Annotated in this window: 17 protein-coding genes; all 17 read right to left on the minus strand. The window is 40.3% G+C overall.

Annotated features, from left to right (window positions below; genetic code table 11):
• Positions 1 to 576 precede the first annotated feature (576 nt).
• The gene (locus tag H8Z77_RS06820) at positions 577 to 1,008 is read right to left on the minus strand and encodes a CD1247 N-terminal domain-containing protein (protein WP_186996569.1); all 432 of its coding nucleotides are present in this window, start codon (positions 1,006 to 1,008) and stop codon (positions 577 to 579) included.
• A gap of 107 nt (positions 1,009 to 1,115) precedes the next feature.
• A complete protein-coding gene (efp, locus tag H8Z77_RS06825) occupies positions 1,116 to 1,673 on the minus strand; it encodes an elongation factor P (protein WP_069987202.1) in 558 nt (185 codons plus the stop codon).
• 68 nt (positions 1,674 to 1,741) lie between these two features.
• Positions 1,742 to 2,809 (minus strand): M24 family metallopeptidase, encoded by a 1,068-nt coding sequence (locus H8Z77_RS06830; RefSeq protein WP_186996570.1) that lies wholly within the window; start codon positions 2,807 to 2,809, stop codon positions 1,742 to 1,744.
• Positions 2,810 to 2,822: 13 nt separating this feature from the next.
• Positions 2,823 to 3,257, minus strand: coding sequence for a type II 3-dehydroquinate dehydratase (gene aroQ, locus H8Z77_RS06835; RefSeq protein WP_186996571.1), 435 nt, complete (start codon positions 3,255 to 3,257; stop codon positions 2,823 to 2,825).
• A 17-nt stretch (positions 3,258 to 3,274) separates the two neighbouring features.
• On the minus strand, positions 3,275 to 4,132 hold the full coding sequence (locus H8Z77_RS06840; protein WP_186996572.1) for a TIM barrel protein: 858 nt from the start codon (positions 4,130 to 4,132) through the stop codon (positions 3,275 to 3,277).
• Positions 4,133 to 4,135: 3 nt separating this feature from the next.
• Positions 4,136 to 4,633: a YqeG family HAD IIIA-type phosphatase gene (locus tag H8Z77_RS06845; RefSeq protein ID WP_186996573.1), complete on the minus strand. Its 498-nt coding sequence runs from the start codon at positions 4,631 to 4,633 to the stop codon at positions 4,136 to 4,138.
• A gap of 155 nt (positions 4,634 to 4,788) precedes the next feature.
• Positions 4,789 to 4,965 carry a 30S ribosomal protein S21 gene (gene rpsU / locus H8Z77_RS06850; protein WP_069987207.1) on the minus strand — a complete coding sequence of 59 codons (177 nt, stop codon included), beginning with the start codon at positions 4,963 to 4,965 and terminating at the stop codon, positions 4,789 to 4,791.
• 161 nt (positions 4,966 to 5,126) lie between these two features.
• Complete coding sequence (gene leuS / locus H8Z77_RS06855; RefSeq protein WP_069987208.1) at positions 5,127 to 7,532, minus strand: leucine--tRNA ligase; 2,406 nt, start codon at positions 7,530 to 7,532, stop codon at positions 5,127 to 5,129.
• 48 nt (positions 7,533 to 7,580) lie between these two features.
• Positions 7,581 to 7,946, minus strand: a complete 366-nt coding sequence (gene rsfS / locus H8Z77_RS06860) for a ribosome silencing factor (protein WP_186996574.1) — start codon at positions 7,944 to 7,946, stop codon at positions 7,581 to 7,583.
• Positions 7,943 to 9,097: an LCP family protein gene (locus H8Z77_RS06865; protein WP_069987210.1), complete on the minus strand. Its 1,155-nt coding sequence runs from the start codon at positions 9,095 to 9,097 to the stop codon at positions 7,943 to 7,945. The genes rsfS and H8Z77_RS06865 overlap by 4 nt, the downstream gene beginning before the upstream one ends.
• Positions 9,097 to 10,272, minus strand: a complete 1,176-nt coding sequence (nadD, locus tag H8Z77_RS06870) for a nicotinate (nicotinamide) nucleotide adenylyltransferase (protein WP_069987211.1) — start codon at positions 10,270 to 10,272, stop codon at positions 9,097 to 9,099. The genes H8Z77_RS06865 and nadD overlap by 1 nt, the downstream gene beginning before the upstream one ends.
• A complete protein-coding gene (locus tag H8Z77_RS06875; protein ID WP_069987212.1) occupies positions 10,272 to 10,559 on the minus strand; it encodes a YhbY family RNA-binding protein in 288 nt (95 codons plus the stop codon). The genes nadD and H8Z77_RS06875 overlap by 1 nt, the downstream gene beginning before the upstream one ends.
• On the minus strand, positions 10,546 to 11,148 hold the full coding sequence (rdgB, locus tag H8Z77_RS06880; RefSeq protein WP_186996575.1) for an RdgB/HAM1 family non-canonical purine NTP pyrophosphatase: 603 nt from the start codon (positions 11,146 to 11,148) through the stop codon (positions 10,546 to 10,548). Before rdgB ends, H8Z77_RS06875 begins: the two co-directional genes overlap by 14 nt.
• Before the next feature lie 11 nt (positions 11,149 to 11,159).
• Positions 11,160 to 12,068: a signal recognition particle-docking protein FtsY gene (gene ftsY, locus H8Z77_RS06885; RefSeq protein ID WP_186996576.1), complete on the minus strand. Its 909-nt coding sequence runs from the start codon at positions 12,066 to 12,068 to the stop codon at positions 11,160 to 11,162.
• Positions 12,069 to 12,081: 13 nt separating this feature from the next.
• Complete coding sequence (gene smc / locus H8Z77_RS06890; protein WP_186996577.1) at positions 12,082 to 15,654, minus strand: chromosome segregation protein SMC; 3,573 nt, start codon at positions 15,652 to 15,654, stop codon at positions 12,082 to 12,084.
• Positions 15,645 to 16,658 carry an elongator complex protein 3 gene (locus H8Z77_RS06895; RefSeq protein WP_186996578.1) on the minus strand — a complete coding sequence of 338 codons (1,014 nt, stop codon included), beginning with the start codon at positions 16,656 to 16,658 and terminating at the stop codon, positions 15,645 to 15,647. The genes smc and H8Z77_RS06895 overlap by 10 nt, the downstream gene beginning before the upstream one ends.
• Positions 16,645 to 17,328 (minus strand): ribonuclease III, encoded by a 684-nt coding sequence (gene rnc / locus H8Z77_RS06900; protein WP_186997121.1) that lies wholly within the window; start codon positions 17,326 to 17,328, stop codon positions 16,645 to 16,647. Before rnc ends, H8Z77_RS06895 begins: the two co-directional genes overlap by 14 nt.
• Between the last annotated feature and the right edge of the window lie 18 nt (positions 17,329 to 17,346).

The following is a 17,346-nucleotide window of genomic DNA, read 5'->3' on the forward strand; positions in this document are numbered from 1 at the left end:
CTCTCTCAACTTAACTTTGTTGAGCATAGTTAAATTTTAGCATGATTTTGATGCGAAAAATATAATAATATCGTATTAGAAATTCCTCATTTATAGGCAAATCGTACTTTTTTACTGAAGATAATCGTTTTATCAATTTGAAAAACCAAAAAGTAAAACCCTTGTTACGTTCTATTATTTTTGACGTAACAAGAGTTTTACTCCATGAGTGCCTTATTGACACTACTAAAAGGCTCTATTAAAAAGGAAAAGAGAAAAGAAGAAAAATCCAAACCTATTATGAAATAAACAGTAATTGGAATAATTCTATTTTAAATGAGAATAAAAGAAAATTCTATATTACAATCAGACCATTTGTTTTTATTTTATAGGAGAATCGTACCTATTAATGAATATCTGCTATGTTAGCACACCGAATGAAAACCTTAATCCCAATAATAAGTTGATATAATTTCCTTTGGCTTATTATATTCAAATCGAATTTTTATGCTTATATATCAGATAAATCATGATCCATAATGGAATAAATAGAAAAATAGGCCTTGCTAATTTCGCAAGGCCTATTCATTACAAACATTATTCTGCTGGTTCTTCTTCCATATCCAGATCAGGACCGAAATCAAACTCTAAATTTTCGCCGCAATTTGGGCATGCAATTGCACCTTCATCCAACATTTCTTCGTTGACACAGATTGTATCACCGCAAGTTGGGCAGGTTACTTCATATAAATCTTCGTCATCATCACAACAATCACAGTCGTCCTCTTCACAGCCACAACCACAATCTTCGCCATAGACAACTTCTTCTACTGCACCCAAATCTTCATCCAGAACATCCAACAGTTCTGTTGTTTCATCAGCAGCGTCTTCTAAATCCGCCACAGTCAATGCCAGGTCTTCCAGCAAATCGGTAATTGCTTTGAGTACTTTTACTTCATCTTTATTGTCATCTAATTTCAAGCCATCGCTCAGGCCTTTAATGTATGCCACTTTTTCTGTTAAATTCATACCTTTTACCTCCCTTATGCAGAAAAACCTGCATGGTATCTAAAACTTTTACCTGTGTTATTATTCCCCTGATAAAAGCCCCTTATGACGGATATTTTAAGAAAAGATTATGCTCTTTCCATATATTCGCCTGTTCTTGTATCAATGCGGATTTTATCGCCTGGTTCAATAAACAGAGGAACTTTAATTTCCGCACCAGTTTCCAGTGTAGCTGGTTTGGTTGCGTTTGTTGCAGTATTGCCTTTAAAGCCTGGGTCAGTTTCAGTAACTTCCAGTTCTACAAAGTTTGGAGGTTCTACCCCAAACACATTGCCTTTGTAGGACAATACTTTTACTTCCATTTCTTCTTTTACAAATTTGAACGCTGGACCCAGTTTGCTTTCATCAATAGGTTCCTGTTCGTAGGTTTCCATATCCATAAAGTAATACAGGGAACCATCCGCATACACATATTGCATGTTACGGCGTTCAATATATGCTGTTGGGAATTTTTCTGTTGGGTTAAAGGTTCTTTCGATTACGCTACCTGTAATAACATTTTTTACTTTAGCACGAACGAAAGCAGCACCTTTCCCTGGTTTTACATGTTGGAACTCAACAACTTGAAGAACGTTGCCGTCCATGTCAAAAGTAACACCATTTTTAAAATCGCCAGCTGAAATCATATACTACCTCCATAATGTTCTTATCTTTAACCATTTTATCTTAAAATCAAACAATTTGCAACCCCTATTTATAAACAAATCAATTCTTTTTTACAATTTGTAAGGTTACGGCATCCATTTTCGGTTACAACAACCATATCTTCAATTCTTACACCAAATTTTCCCGGGAGATATAGACCTGGTTCCACTGTTACTACCATCCCTTTTTGTAAGATAGTTTGAGAACGGGGGCTTAAATTGGGCTGTTCATGGATTTCCATTCCAACGCCATGCCCTAAACTATGTCCAAAAGCTCCTTGGTAACCTTGCTGATCAAAATATTCCCGAACTACATTATCCACTTCCTGACCTTTCTTTCCAGCGCAGACTGCTTCCAACCCCATTTTTTGACCTTCCAAGACAGTTTGGTACAAATGTTCCATTTCCTCAGTGGGTTTATCAATTACTACAGTTCTGGTCATATCACTATGGTATCCGTGAACCATAGCCCCAAAATCCATGGTGAGGAAATCACCGGATTCCAAAGGCTTTTCGGTTGGGGTACCATGAGGGGAAGAGGAATTTTTTCCCGATACTGCGATTGTTTCAAACGAGATATCATCTGCTCCATGAGAACGCATATATTGATCAAGCTCAAATGCAACCTGTTTTTCTGTAACCCCTGGTTTGATAAAATTCAAAATATGGTCAAAAGCCTTTTCAGTAATTTCCTGCGCCGCTAAAATCTCATAAATTTCATCCGGTGTTTTGACCATCCGTAGCTGATTAATTAAATCACTAAAAGCGGATGTAGTATCAAAAGCATAGTCGGTAAAATAATCCTTTAAACGGAGATATTCCGCCAATGTAACCCGTTCGATCTCCACCGCAATAGTTTTACACTGGTGTTTTTTCAAAATTTCTTCCAATTGTTTATTGTAGTCTTCCAGTAAAACCACCTGGCACCCTTGGATTTCACGGGCGGCTTTTTCATAATACCGAAAATCAATAATCAAATAAGCTTGCTCTTTGGTTACTACTAGCATCCCCGCACTGGACGAAAATCCAGTAAAATACTGCCGATTGGTAGGAGACATAATGACCCCACAGTCAATTTCTCGTGGCAATTGTTGCATCAATTGGTTTAAACGCAACATTATTCATCACTTCCTAAATTAATTCTTTAATTGCGTACAACGCAAGAATGTAGCTGTATTTTCCAAACCCCGCAATCTGTCCAACACAAACAGGTGCAATAACAGAATTGTGACGAAATTCTTCCCGGGCGTGAATATTGGAACAATGTACTTCTACACAAGGAATTTTAATGGCAGCAATGGCATCTCGAATAGCATAACTGTAATGGGTATAAGCACCTGCGTTGATGATAACACCATCAAATTGTTCCCTAGCCTGTTGGATGGTGTCAATCAGATCCCCCTCATGGTTGGATTGATAAATGGAACAATCCAAACCCAATTCAGCAGCTTTTGCGGAAATCTGCTCATTAATACTTTGAAAGCTTTCTTTTCCATAAATCCCAGTTTCACGTACGCCAATCAGGTTGATGTTTGGCCCATGGATGACAATAATTTTTTTCTTCATGTTTGACTTCCTTCCATTTATTTTAAATATTTTTGATACATTTGTTTCATACTGCTGGCATCTTCCGCCTGTGTACCAGCGGATTCACAGATAAAGGTGGGGGACAAATCCCGCTGAGCAATCAATTCTGCCAAAGGCTCGAATTCTGGTCCAAAAGTTTGGTCTTCAAAGGTTAAATGTGCCTTTTCTCCTCCTTTTAAGGTATATTCAATCTTGCTGAAATGAGAATGAAATCTTTTTGCACGGTCGTTTCCTAATTTGTTTTGAATGGCATCCAAAATAGCTACGTAATCCTGTTGGGTTGCGATTCCACCAAAAGTCCTGGCATTTAAGTGGCCAAAATCAATGCAGGGAACCAACCTTTCATCCAACGAGCAAAGTTCCAGCACTTCCTCTAAATTTCCAAGTTGGTTTACTTTTCCCATAGTTTCAGGGCAAACTGTAATTTCTCCAAGCCCCAGTTCATCCAAGGTAACCAGCGCCCTAGACAAAGTATCTTTTGCCAACTCTAAAGCGTGTTCCCTTGTGATTTTTCCACAGGAACCAGAATGGGCTATAATCCGGGTTGCGCCCATCGCTTTGGCTGCTTTCGCACTGTCTACCAAATAACGGATGCTATTGTCTCGTTTTTCTTCCTCAACACTGGACAGCGAAATATAGTAGGGGGCGTGGATGGATAAACGGATACCTTTTTCCTTTGCCAGTTCCCCAAACGCTTTTGCCTTTTCCTCCGAAATTTTTACACCACGTCCACATTGGTATTCAAAACAATCCAAGCCAAACGAAAGTAAATAATCAGGCACTTCGTGCAGATGTTTATGTCCTCGTGCTTTAAAACTCTCGCTGTTCCCAGCAGGTCCAAATAGAGCAGGCATATATCAATTTCCTTTCTTTTTATATTTATTTAACCAAGGTTGTTCCAACTTTCTTTTAATACGGAATAAGATTCCATCTTCCAGTAAAAATGGTTCCACTAAAATACTGTGGGTTTTTCCCAGATTTGCACCTAAAATATCTGTATAAATCTGGTCTCCCACCAAGGCAACCTGGTCTTTTTGTAAGCCAAATCTCTTTACTGCCTTGTTTAATCCAATTGGGATGGGCTTACATGCCCTAGAAATAAATTCTAAACCAAGTTTTTTTGCAAAGGGCTGAACCCGTTCGGTAGTATTGTTGGAAAGAATCATCAACTGTATACCGTCCCGCCTCATCTGCTCCAACCATTCTATCACACCTTGAGACGGCTCCGGATGGCCATGTGTGGTTAATGTATTATCCACATCCAAAATCAGCCCTTTAATGCCAAAACGCTGCAATAGATTATAATCGATATCCATTACATGCTTTACTGCGATTTCAGGTAAAAATAAAGACATACCATCCCTCCTTATCCATCTATTTTATTATTATACCACAACAAAAAAGCCAAAGGCAAAACAATTTTTCTACCTTTGGCTTTTTGTCAGCCCATAAAAACACAAAAGCCCGAAAAAATCGGGCTTTTAGTATTACACGGTTCTGTGTGCAAATATTATCTGTATTTGCGTTTACGTGCTGCTTCGGATTTCTTTTTACGTTTTACAGAAGGTTTTTCGTAGTGTTCTCTTTTGCGAACTTCGGAGATAATTCCGGATTTTGCACAAGATCTTTTAAATCTTCTTAACGCACTGTCCAAAGACTCGTTTTCTTTTACACGAATTTCTGCCAATTTATTTCCCTCCCTTTGCCACACAGACAGAGGTGTTATTTTATCAAGAAAGACATGCCAATAAAAAGCATAGGTATATTATATCTTATTACCATCAATAAGTCAAGTTCAAATCTGACAATTGACATTTTATACAAAAAAAGATACAAAATTTATCCAGATTATTTTACTACGATGTTTACTAGTTTACCTGAAACATAAATTTCTTTTACAATCTGTTTGCCGTCCATTGATGCTGCTACCTTTTCGGAAGATTTTGCAGCGTTTAAGGCGTCCTCTTTGGAAGATTCCGCATCAATGACAATCTTATCACGGATTTTACCATTTACCTGTACAGCAATTTCTACCTGGGAATCTTTACATTTTGCTTCATCATAAGTCACCCAGCTCTGCTGGTTCAACATTCCTTCAAATCCTACTTGCTGATAGATTTCCTCTGTAATATGAGGTGCAAATGGATTCAGCATAATCAAAAATGCTTTTAATTCCCCTTTGGTAATGCCATCTGTAGCAGTAATTACATTTAACAAGGACATCATAGCAGCCAAAGCAGTATTGAATTTTAAGTTTTCAATATCTTCAGATACTTTTTTGATGGTTTTGTGCATTTCACTTTCTACTTCTTTGCGATAACCATCCTGGTCAATCACGCTGTTTTGTAGGTTCCAAACACGGTCCAGAAAACGTTTACATCCTTTGATGCTGGCAGAACTCCATGGAGCTGCCTTTTCAAAATCACCGATGAACATTTCATACAGACGCATGGTGTCTGCACCATATTCTTTCACAATATCATCTGGATTTACCACATTGCCGCGGGATTTACTCATTTTCTCGCCGTTTTCACCTAAAATCATACCATGACTAGTACGTTTTTGGTATGGTTCCTTGCAGCTTACCACGCCGATATCATACAGGAATTTATGCCAGAAACGAGAATAAAGCAAGTGCAAGGTAGTGTGCTCCATACCACCATTATACCAGTCAACCGGCAACCAGTAATCCAACGCTTCTTTTGCTGCCAAGGCATTGACATTGTGTGGATCACAATAACGGAGGAAATACCAGGAAGAACCAGCCCACTGTGGCATGGTATCGGTTTCACGTTTTGCAGGTCTTCCACAAACTGGACAGGTTGTATTCACAAATTCCGGAAGGTTTGCCAGTGGGGATTCTCCATCTTGAGTAGGTTCATAAGATTCTACTTCAGGCAATTTCAAAGGCAATTGGTCTTCTGGGATTGGAACAGCACCACAATGTTCACAGTGAACAATTGGAATTGGTTCCCCCCAATAACGCTGACGGGCAAATACCCAGTCACGCAGCTTAAAGTTTACTTTTGGTTCGCCTTTTCCGTTTTCTTTTAACCAGTCCACAATTTTCACTTTAGCTTCTTCTACACTTAAGCCGTCCAACATACCGGAGTTTACCATTGTGCCAGTTGCACAATCGGTAAAGGCTTCTTTGGTAATATCACCACCAGCGACTACTTCAATAATTGGCAGATCAAAGGTTTTTGCGAACTCATAGTCACGGGTATCATGGGCAGGTACTGCCATGATTGCACCAGTACCATAGCTCATCAATACATAATCGGACACGAAAATAGGAATTTCTTTATTGTTTACTGGATTGATAGCACGTACACCCTGTAGTTGTACGCCAGTTTTATCTTTATTGACTTCTGCACGTTCAAAATCAGATTTTTTAGCAGCAGCATCCTGATAAGATTTTACTTCGTCATAATTAGTGAGGACATCTTTATATTTTTCAATAATAGGATGTTCTGGAGCAATAACCATATAGGTAGCACCAAACAGGGTATCTGGACGAGTGGTATAAATCACCAGGTCATCCCCTTGAGTAGTGGTAAAGGTCACTTCCGCACCGTGGGAACGCCCAATCCAATTGCGTTGCTGAATTTTAACTGGGTTAATATAATCCACATCGTCTAAATCGTCAATCAAACGGTCCGCATAAGCGGTAATTTTCAACATCCACTGAGATTTTTTCTTATGTACCACTTCACTGCCACAGCGTTCACAAACACCATTGACTACTTCTTCATTCGCCAACACGCATTTACAGGAAGTACACCAGTTAACAGCCATTTCTTTTTTATAAGCCAAACCTTTTTTAAACAGCTGGAGGAAAATCCACTGGGTCCAATGGTAATAGCCTGGATCTGTTGTATTAATTTCCCGGTTCCAGTCAAAGGACAATCCCAAAGATTTTAACTGGGATTTAAAACGGGCTACGTTTTTTTCTGTTACAATTTCCGGATGGATGTGGTTTTTAATCGCAAAGTTTTCGGTTGGCAAACCAAAAGCATCCCAGCCCATTGGATACAGCACATTGTAACCTTCCAAACGGCGTTTTCTCGCAACAATATCCAAAGCGGTGTAAGAACGTGGATGCCCTACATGTAGACCTTGTCCAGATGGATAAGGGAACTCTACCAGAGCATAATATTTTTTCAAAGAATAGTCATTTTTTGCGGCAAAGGTATTTTCTTTATCCCAAATATCCTGCCACTTTTTTTCGATTTTCGCAAAATCGTACGTCAATTTTTTCAACTCCCATATTTATTTTGGTAAAAACCAAATGTTTCTTAATCAATCTTTTGTTTCTTCTAATAATTCTGATACAGAAATCTGTTCGCCATCTTTCCAGAGACGTTCTAAGTCATAAAATTCCCGTGCTTCTTTGTAGAACACATGTACTACTACATCGGTGTAATCCAAAATAATCCAGTTGGCAGAAGTATCCCGTTCAATTCGAGTTGGTGTTTTTCCCACCTGTTTGGTTTGGTATTCTACTTCGTCTACCAAAGATTTTACATGGGTGCTGTTCGTACCATCCGCAATGATAAAGTATTCCCCTAAAATTGTAAGATCCCCTACACGGATTACCTGAATATCCTCTGCTTTTTTATCATCTAAGGTTTTTACAACCTTTTTTACTAATTCTAAAGTAGTCATTCGTCACTACCCCCTTCTGTAGTTCCGGAAGATGTATCATCCGTTCCTCCGGTCAACTCATTTGCACTTCCTCCAACATTATCCAAATAGCTAACCGTATTCGCAATTTCCTCAAGTCCCAAATCATCCACCGTAATTGGAGCCAAGCCATAACGGAAATTCTGGTTAATTAAGTCTACCAACAGTTGAGCATGGATACTATATACCGACTGATTGCCATAAGAGCTGGTTTTTACCGTAGCGCTTTCCCCTGGTACCATAGTAAATGTGATATTAGAAGAATTTAATTTCAATACTTCTGACCCAATTGAAGCCATATCTCCTACTGTCATATCAGTTGTCATTTCTTTTGCCAAACCAGGAAGCATGGTAACTAACTGTGTTTTGCTGGTACTAAGCAATTTATTTACCAAAGAGGCCATAAACAGACGTTGCATTTCCAAACGGTCAATATCACCGTTACTATAGCCTTCCCCATGTCGTTGACGTACAAATTTTTCTGCCTGGTCTCCATTTAGCACTTGTTTACCAGGGTCTAATTCTACCCCATCCAAATTAATTGGATTTGGAACATCTACTTCAACGCCGCCAATTTGGTCAATTACCTGGCGGAAACCTTTCATCGTAATAGTAGCATAATGGTCAATTGGGATATTCAGCTTATCATAAATAAACTGTGCTAACCCCTCAATCCCTTTATATTCCTCAACATGAGAAGAGGCATATAGGGCATTGATTTTACCTGTACTAGTATATTCTTCTCCAATATAGGTATCCCTTGGAATTTGCAATACCGTCACATTTTTATCTTTTACATGGAAACTAACCACCAAAATAGTATCCGTCAATTGGTTAGTTTCCCGTCCATCATCCTGGTCAATCCCCACCACTAAAAAGTTGATAACATCCTCTTCCACGTTTTTGATGGAATCATCCAATCCTGCTCCATTAGTATCCGTATTATTGGCAAACAAGCTGGAATTCCAAAATGCCATCCCCGCAATCGATAAAGCGGAAATCACAATTAGGACGATACAAATTGCGATTAAAGGGCTTTTCCGCCTTTTCTTTTTATATTGTTTTTTTCCTTTTGTAGGGGAAGCCGCTTGTTTTCTTACACGTCTTGAATTGCTGTAAATATCTTTTGCCATTATAAAACCTCCGGTATCTTCTTGATCAAATCATGATAAGCTTGTACACTGTCAGGATGAAGTGGCTTCTGCTTTTGTATGAGCATCCCCAAATTATATTTTAAACTGTATAGTATAGCGTAATCCAAATTTTTTTCTGCTAACTTCCGTTGAACCTCCACTCCATCATAATTACGTTCTTCACTGGTACAATCCGCAATATAAATGATTTTTTCCAGTAAAGACATGCCTTTCCGGGCAGTAGTATGATAACGCACCGCATTGATCACATCCTGGTCATGGATTTGTAGCTCGGTTTGGATATATGCCGCACCAGCAATGGAATGCCATAATGGAGGACTATTTCTTTCAATATCAGTTAGTATTATACCATTTGTTAAAAAATATTGCAATAAATAATTTGGTTCCTTATTTTTCATCACATCATGCAATAATGCAGCCAGTTTTGCTTTTTGTTTATCGCCATGATGGATTTCCGCCAACTCTACTGCTTTTTTTACAACACATAATGTATGATGGTAACGCTCCGGCGTCAGTTCATGTTGCACAATATCCTGTAATTCGGGAAAGGATATTGTTTGATATAAATGGTGATGCTGAATATACTCCTGAACTTTTACGTCCAATAACTTTTCACAAGATTCTCCTGATTTTATTTTTCTACGAATTTCTGTAGAAGACATTGGCAATATATCTGTGGATATAATTTCTACAGTACCAGCCACCCGCATTAACTCCTTAGCTTTTTGCTGCATGGCTTGGTATTCGTTTTCTCCTCTAGCTCCAGCGAAAACAATCACTTGCTGTAATATTTTTTGGTAATCCTTCCACTGGTCAAAGGTAAGAATCATATCGCTTCCCACAATTAAAAACAACTGGTCGTTTGGATATTGCCGTTTTAAATATTCCAAGGTGCGGATGGTATAGCTCTGCCCACCCAGTTGAAACTCCACATCCGAAACAGTATAGCCTTCTGTTTCAGGAAAGACCAGTTGACACATGGCAAGCCTATGATGGTTATCCACCAAATCCTCTGCTGTTTTATGTGGGGGACGATTCGTGGGAATAACCAAAATTTGGTCCAGTCCTTTTTTCTCCTTGATTTGTTGGACCATCTGCTGGTGCCCTAAATGGACAGGATTAAATGTGCCGCCAAAAATTCCAATCTTAGCCATTATAATTCAATCACCGGCTCCTCTGGATTTGGACGGTATAGCACAAATCGCATTCCAATGACCTGAACAACATCCGCATTTAACGCCTCAGCCAGTTGCTGTGCCGCTTCCCTGGCAAAGACAGGGGCAGTTTCCAATACACTCAGCTTAATCAACTCTTTTGGCAACAGCGCTTCTTCTACTTGTGCCACTACCTCTGGAGTAATACCGTTTTTTCCAATTTGAAATAAGGTTGGCAGCTGGTTTGCCATTCCCCGCAATTTTGCTCGTTGTTTACTTGTCAGCATGATGGTTCTCCTTTTCATTTTGTTGGATATATTCCGCCATTGCCCGCAACGCTTTACCACGGTGGCTAATAGCGTCTTTTTCCTCCGCCGTATATTGTCCAAAGCTTCGGTCGCCAATCATAAACAGAGGGTCATAACCAAAGCCTTCTGTCCCTTTCCGCTCAAATCCAATTTCTCCCTTACAGGTTCCAGTAAAATAATGGGCTTGTCCCTGTTGGTCAAGATAACAGATACAGCAGACATACTGGGCTTCACGGTTGGATTTTCCCTGTAATTCTTCCAACAATTTATCATTGTTCTGTTCATCGGTAGCATGTTCCCCCGAATATCTGGCAGAATAGACGCCTGGACGGTTATCTAAAGCCATTACTTCCAATCCGCTATCATCCGCAATGGTAGGGCAGTGAAATTGTTGATAGATAGCATCCGCTTTTAAAAAAGCATTTTCTGCAAAGGTTGTGCCTGTTTCTTCTACCGAACCGGTAAAACCCGCTTCGGATTGGGAACAGACTTCAAACCCTAATGGATTTAAAATGCGAGAAAATTCCCGTAACTTTCCTGGATTTCCTGTTGCAATGATAACTTTCACAGCTAACCCTCCTATTCTTCAAACAGTGCATTGACAAAATCGGTTGGATTAAATGGCTGTAAATCATCAATCTGTTCCCCAACGCCAATGTATTTAATTGGTAAGCCAAGGTCTTCCTTGATGGCAATCACAACACCACCTTTAGCAGTACCATCCAATTTGGTTAAAATAATTCCAGTGATACCAGCTGCTTCTTTAAATTCCCTTGCCTGGTTGACACCGTTTTGCCCTGTAGTAGCGTCTACTACTAGCAATACTTCTTTATCGCAGCCTTCTGCCTCCCGTTCAATGACACGGGAGATTTTGTTCAGCTCGTTCATCAAATTTTTCTTGTTATGCAACCTCCCAGCAGTATCACAAATGGCAACATCCATATTTCTGCTTTTCGCTGCTGCAATAGTATCAAATACCACAGCTGCTGGGTCAGATCCTTCATCATGGCGCACCATTTGTACCCCACTGCGTTCCGCCCAGATTTCTAACTGGTCGATAGCTGCTGCACGGAAAGTATCTGCTGCACCTAAAATTACCTTTTTCCCCTGTGATTTTAAATGGGCTGCCAATTTACCAATCGTTGTTGTTTTGCCTACCCCGTTTACACCAATGACTAATATCATGGATGGCTGTGTGGAAATATTCAATTCTTCCCCACCGGAAAGCATATCAATCATAATTTCTTTTAACAGCTCCCTTACTTGTGCAGGGTCTTTTATTCCACGTTCTTTTACGGTTTTGCGGAGTTGTTCACAAATCCGCATAGAGGTATTTACCCCAACATCGGACATGATCAAAATTTCTTCCAGTTCTTCAAATAGTTCTTCATCAATCTTGGTAAAAGAATGGAAAACATGTTCCATCTGTTTTACCATGTTCTCTTTTGTCTTTTTTAATCCGTTTTTAATCTTATCAAAAAAGCCCACGGAAATCTCCCTCCTAAGCATTCTGCAACTGCATTTTTTGTTCAATCTCTGTCACTTTTAACTCCAGCAATTTAGAAACCCCCTGCTCCTGCATGGTAACGCCATATAAAACATCAGCCTGTTCCATAGTACCACGACGGTGGGTAATAACAATAAATTGGGTTTTATCATCTATTGTTTTTAAATAGGACGCAAATTTTGCAACGTTAACATCATCCAGTGCCGCTTCAATCTCATCCAAAATACAGAATGGAGATGGATTTACTTTCAGGATGGCAAAGTAAATAGCAATCGCTACCAACGCCTTTTCACCACCGGATAGAGCAGATAGATTTTTAATAATCTTCCCTGGAGGTTGTACCTGAATCTCGATCCCACATTCCAGAATATTTTCCTCATCATCTAGGTTTAAACTAGCTGTACCGCCACCAAATAATTCTACAAAAATTTCACGAAAATGATGGTTGATTTGGTCAAAGGTAGCCCGGAACATCATGGTCATATCGCTAGTCAAATCCCGGATTAAACGTTCCAGTTCCTGTTTGGAATGTTCCACATCCTGAACTTGGCTGTTCATAAATTCATACCGTTCTGATACTTCCTGATATTCTTCAATCGCGCCAACATTGACTGAACCCAACCCTTTAATTTTCGATTTTACCAAATTCAGTTCTTTTTGGAATTGGAATGGGTCATCAAATGACACCGCGATTTCTTGTGCTTCTGTTGGGGCAACCTGATATTCCTCCCACATCCTAGAAATAATCGAATCATACTCTTTTTGCATAGAAGTTTTCCGTTCCTCTAAGCGTGCTAGATTTTGTCCGATTTTTTCACGGGAAGAGGTTTGTTCTTGCTCTTTCCGACGCAACTCGGTTGTCTGTTGTTCCAATTGATTTTTATCCAGAATAGACTGTTCGATTTTAGAGGTTAAAATAGCCTGCTGTTCTGTAAAATTGTTGGATTCTTCTTCCAACAGGACAATTTGCTGCTCTAACTGTTTGATTTGCTGTTGGTGGGTTTGGATGTTTTGCTCTAAATCCCCTAAACGGTCCTGAGCAGAACGGGAACGGTTTTCCAACTCCTGCAAAAACATCTGGGCGTTTTCCAGCTCTTTTCCACGTTCCGCACGTTGAATCCGCAATTGGTTCATCTGGTCATCCAGTTCTTTTCGTTGTCCGACCAGGTCATCACGGGATTCCTTCAAGCCAGAAAGCTCCTGTTCCACCGCTTTCATCTCGGTTTCCGACTGTTCCACAACCTGCTCCGCCTGCTTGATTTCCTGCTGGAAACGTTCGATTTCCAAAGCGCACCGATCAGTTTGTGATTGTATGTCCCGCAAACGCTGTTGTTGTTGTTCCTCCAATTGAGAAAGACGTTTTTGCTCCCCAGTATAACGGATCATATCCTCATTCAAGACGGTCATTTCACTGTCAATGCCCTGTAGCTGTGCTTCCAGTTGGGACACCTGGGAATCTAACTGCTGTTTGGTTCCTTGATAACTTTCCTGTTTTTCAACCAAGCGTTCTACCCCTTGTTGCAGCTCTGAAATTTCATTTTTTCGATTGAGCAAGCCTGCGTTTTTGTTTTGGGAACCGCCTGTAAACGAACCGCCTGCGTTTACCAATTGTCCATCTAATGTGACAATCCGGAATTTATATTGGTATTTCTTCGCAATTACTGTGGCGTCATCCAAATCCTCTACCACAACAGTGCGTCCTAACGCATTTAAGATAATCTGTTCATAAGCAGGGTCATAATGGACCAAATCCGAAGCAAGCCCCAAATATCCCTCTTCATTCTGTAAATTCTGCTGTAACTTGTTGCCTCTTATTGATGTCAATGGTAAAAAGGTTGCACGCCCCGCTTTTTTTTCCTTTAAAAAACGGATTGCCCGTTTTGCCGCGTTTTCATTTTCCACAACAACATGTTGCAACGAACCGCCCAAAGCGGTTTCGATCGCAATGGCATATTTAGAAGGAAGCTCAATCAACTGGGCAATTGTCCCATGAATTCCAGGGAGCTGCCCATGTTGGCTTTCCTTCATAATTGTTTTTACACTGTAGGCAAATCCTTCTAGGCTATTTTCCAAATCAGAAAGGATTTTAATCCGCTGTTGATAGCTAGATATCTCTGTATTCAGCCTGTCGAGATAATCGTTTAATTCCTGCTGTTTTTTCTTACGGCTTTCCAGTTTTAACTGGTATCCTTGTTTGGAATTGGACAAACTACCTCGGTTTTCTTCCAACTGTTCCAACAGCTGTTTTACTTCCATCAGTTCTTCCTGATTGGCATTGGCTTCAGACTGTCCACGGGAATAGCTCTGTTGTAATAATTCCTGTTGATGATACTGCTGTTGAAGCTGGTCCTGTTTTGTAACAATCCCCAATTTATTTTTAGAGCGTTCCAATACTAAATGGTTTAAACGCTGGTTTAATTGCTCATAATAATCAGAAAAATCAGAACCCTGTTGAGACAACTGCAATAACTGTTGTTCTAATTGCTCCAGCTTTATTTGTAGTTCTTCCATTGCGGTTTGCAAGGTTTGGATTTCTTCTGCTTTTTGCAGTTTTTGTTGTTCCAACTGTTCCGATGTTGCGGAAAACGCCCGAATTTCCTCTTGGAAACGTTGTATCGTCTCCTGGTTATGTTCAATATCGTTGTGCAATACCGCTATTTTGGCAATGCGCTGGGAACTTGTTTGTTCATTCTGTTCTTTTTGCAAACGTAATTGTTCTGTTTGCATTTGCAACTGCTGGATTTGCTCATATACCTTTTGGGTTTGTTCTTCGATTGTGTTCAATTCCCGTACAACAGTATCATAATTTTGGCGTGCCAATAATAGCTCATCTTCCTGTTGGCGCAGGTTTTGTTTGGAGGATTCCAATGTATGCACCCATAAAGAGATTTCCAGTGTTTTTTTCTGGTCTGCCAACTCCAAAAACTGTTTTGCTTTTTCAGACTGCTCTTTTAACGGTCCAATACGGGATTCCAATTCCCCTAAAATATCCCTCAAACGCACCAAGTTTTCTTCTGCCTTTTGCAATTTCCGTTCGGATTCCTGTTTGCGGTAACGGTATTTTGTAATTCCAGCTGCTTCCTCAAAAATTTCACGGCGGTCACCGGAACGGGCAGAAACAATTTCATCAATACGCCCTTGTCCAATGATGGAATATCCATCTCTGCCAAGTCCAGTATCCATAAAAAGTTCTACAATATTTTTTAGTAAAACAGGTTTTCCATTAATGAAATACTCACTCTCACCAGAACGGTAATACTTTCTGGTAACAACTACTTCGTCCCCTTCCCAATCCAATAGATGGGTAGTATTATCAAACGCCAACGAGACCTGTGCAAATCCCTGTGGCTTGCGGTCCTGCGTACCGCCAAAAATAACATCCTCCATTTTGCTGCCACGCAAACTTTTCGAGGAGGTTTCTCCCAATACCCAACGCACCGCGTCACTGATATTGCTTTTTCCACTTCCGTTTGGGCCTACAACCGCAGTCACGCCCTGATGGAAGTCCAGTTTTGTCTTATCTGGAAACGACTTAAAGCCTTGCATTTCCAAAGATTTTAACAGCAACCCGACACATCCTTTACTATAATCTCATTTCCTTCAATTTGTTTATTTTGTACTACGGTAACTTGATATCCCATCTGCTCTAAAATATGTATATTGCTTTTTTTCTGTCCAATCAGCTGGGATACCCATCTAGGGTTTACCTCAATGGTAATCTGTTTCGATTGCATTGTTTCCAATTGGCGCAATACCTTTTTGAGCATCCGTTTGCTTTCACATAATTCTCGGAAAGCAGGATGATATATCCCACCAACCATTTTTTGTTGCATTTCATCCTGGGCATGTAGTCCCAGACGAATAACACGGATATGGTTGTCCTCAAACATTCCCAACAAATCAGCACAGATATCCACCGCCTTTTCCAGAGAGAAAGGATGGTATTCCCCCTGCTGCAACAATTCCGCCAAACGGGTGTTGGGCAATACCACTGTTGGATAAATCCGAACTGTGTCAGGCCTACACGCAATGAGTTGCTCCGCTGTTTTATATGCACTTTCTTCCGATTCTCCATATAATCCTACCATCATCTGAAGACCCAAAGAAAATCCATAAAAACGAATCCGACTGCTGGCATCCCGCACCTGCTGGGCGGTATGACCACGCCCATTGAGTGCCAGCACGTTGTCATCCATACTTTGTGCGCCTAACTCAATTGCCGTTACACTGTATTGCTGTAACAGTTGCAACATATCATCCGGCACACAGTCTGGACGGGTGGAAATCCGGATTCCAGAAAAACCATCTTTTCCAAGAAAGGGCTGTGCTGCCTGCAATAATGCCAGCATTTTCGGCTGCGGAATGGCCGTAAAGCTTCCCCCAAAAAACGCGATCTCAGTCTTTGCCCACTGTGATTTTGGTATTTCCCTACATGCTTGTTCACAAACCTTTTGCACAGTTGTCCCATCTGGCTCTACATGGGTAGCAGAAATCACATGTTGGTCACAAAAGCTACACTGGTAAGGACATCCCAGGTGGGGGACGAAAATCGAAATATTAGCATGTTTCATAGCCCATCAATTCCAGCGCCTTTTGTGCGGCAGCTTGCTCCGCCTGCTTTTTGCTTTTTCCAATCCCTGTTCCAATAATATTGGAATTGAGATGGACTTCAACTTCAAAGGATTTATCATGGTCAGGACCACTCTCGCTTACCAACACATAAGTTAGCTTTTCTTCTGGATTTTTTTGGATAATTTCCTGCAGGGTCGTTTTAAAATCACTGGTTACCCTGATTTTAGAAGGGTCTAAATTTTCTGGTATAAATTTTAAGACAAATACCCTTGCCTGCTCCAAGCCACTATCCAAATAAATCGCTCCAACCAGGGCTTCAAAAGCATCCTCCAAATTGGAGATCCGTTCCCGGCCACCGGAGTTCTCTTCTCCACAGCCCATGAGCAAATAATCCCCCAAATGGATAGATTGGGCAAATTTTGCCAAACTTCGGCTGCAAACCAAAGCAGCCCTGGTTTTAGTCAGTTCTCCTTCTGGAAGATCTGGAAATTGAAGGAATAAATAGTTAGCCACAATAACGGATAAAACAGAATCCCCTAAAAACTCTAGGCGTTCGTTGTTCTTATGTCTCTTTCTTCCTTCATTGGTATAGGAGGAATGGGTTAGAGCCTCCCGTAATAAATGTTCTTTTTTAAACTGATATCCAATTATTTGTTGAAAATCTTTCATGGTATGTTCCAATGTTGA

Origin of the sequence: Clostridium facile, from assembly GCF_014297275.1 — a bacterium.
GTDB lineage: Bacteria > Bacillota > Clostridia > Oscillospirales > Ruminococcaceae > Massilioclostridium > Massilioclostridium facile.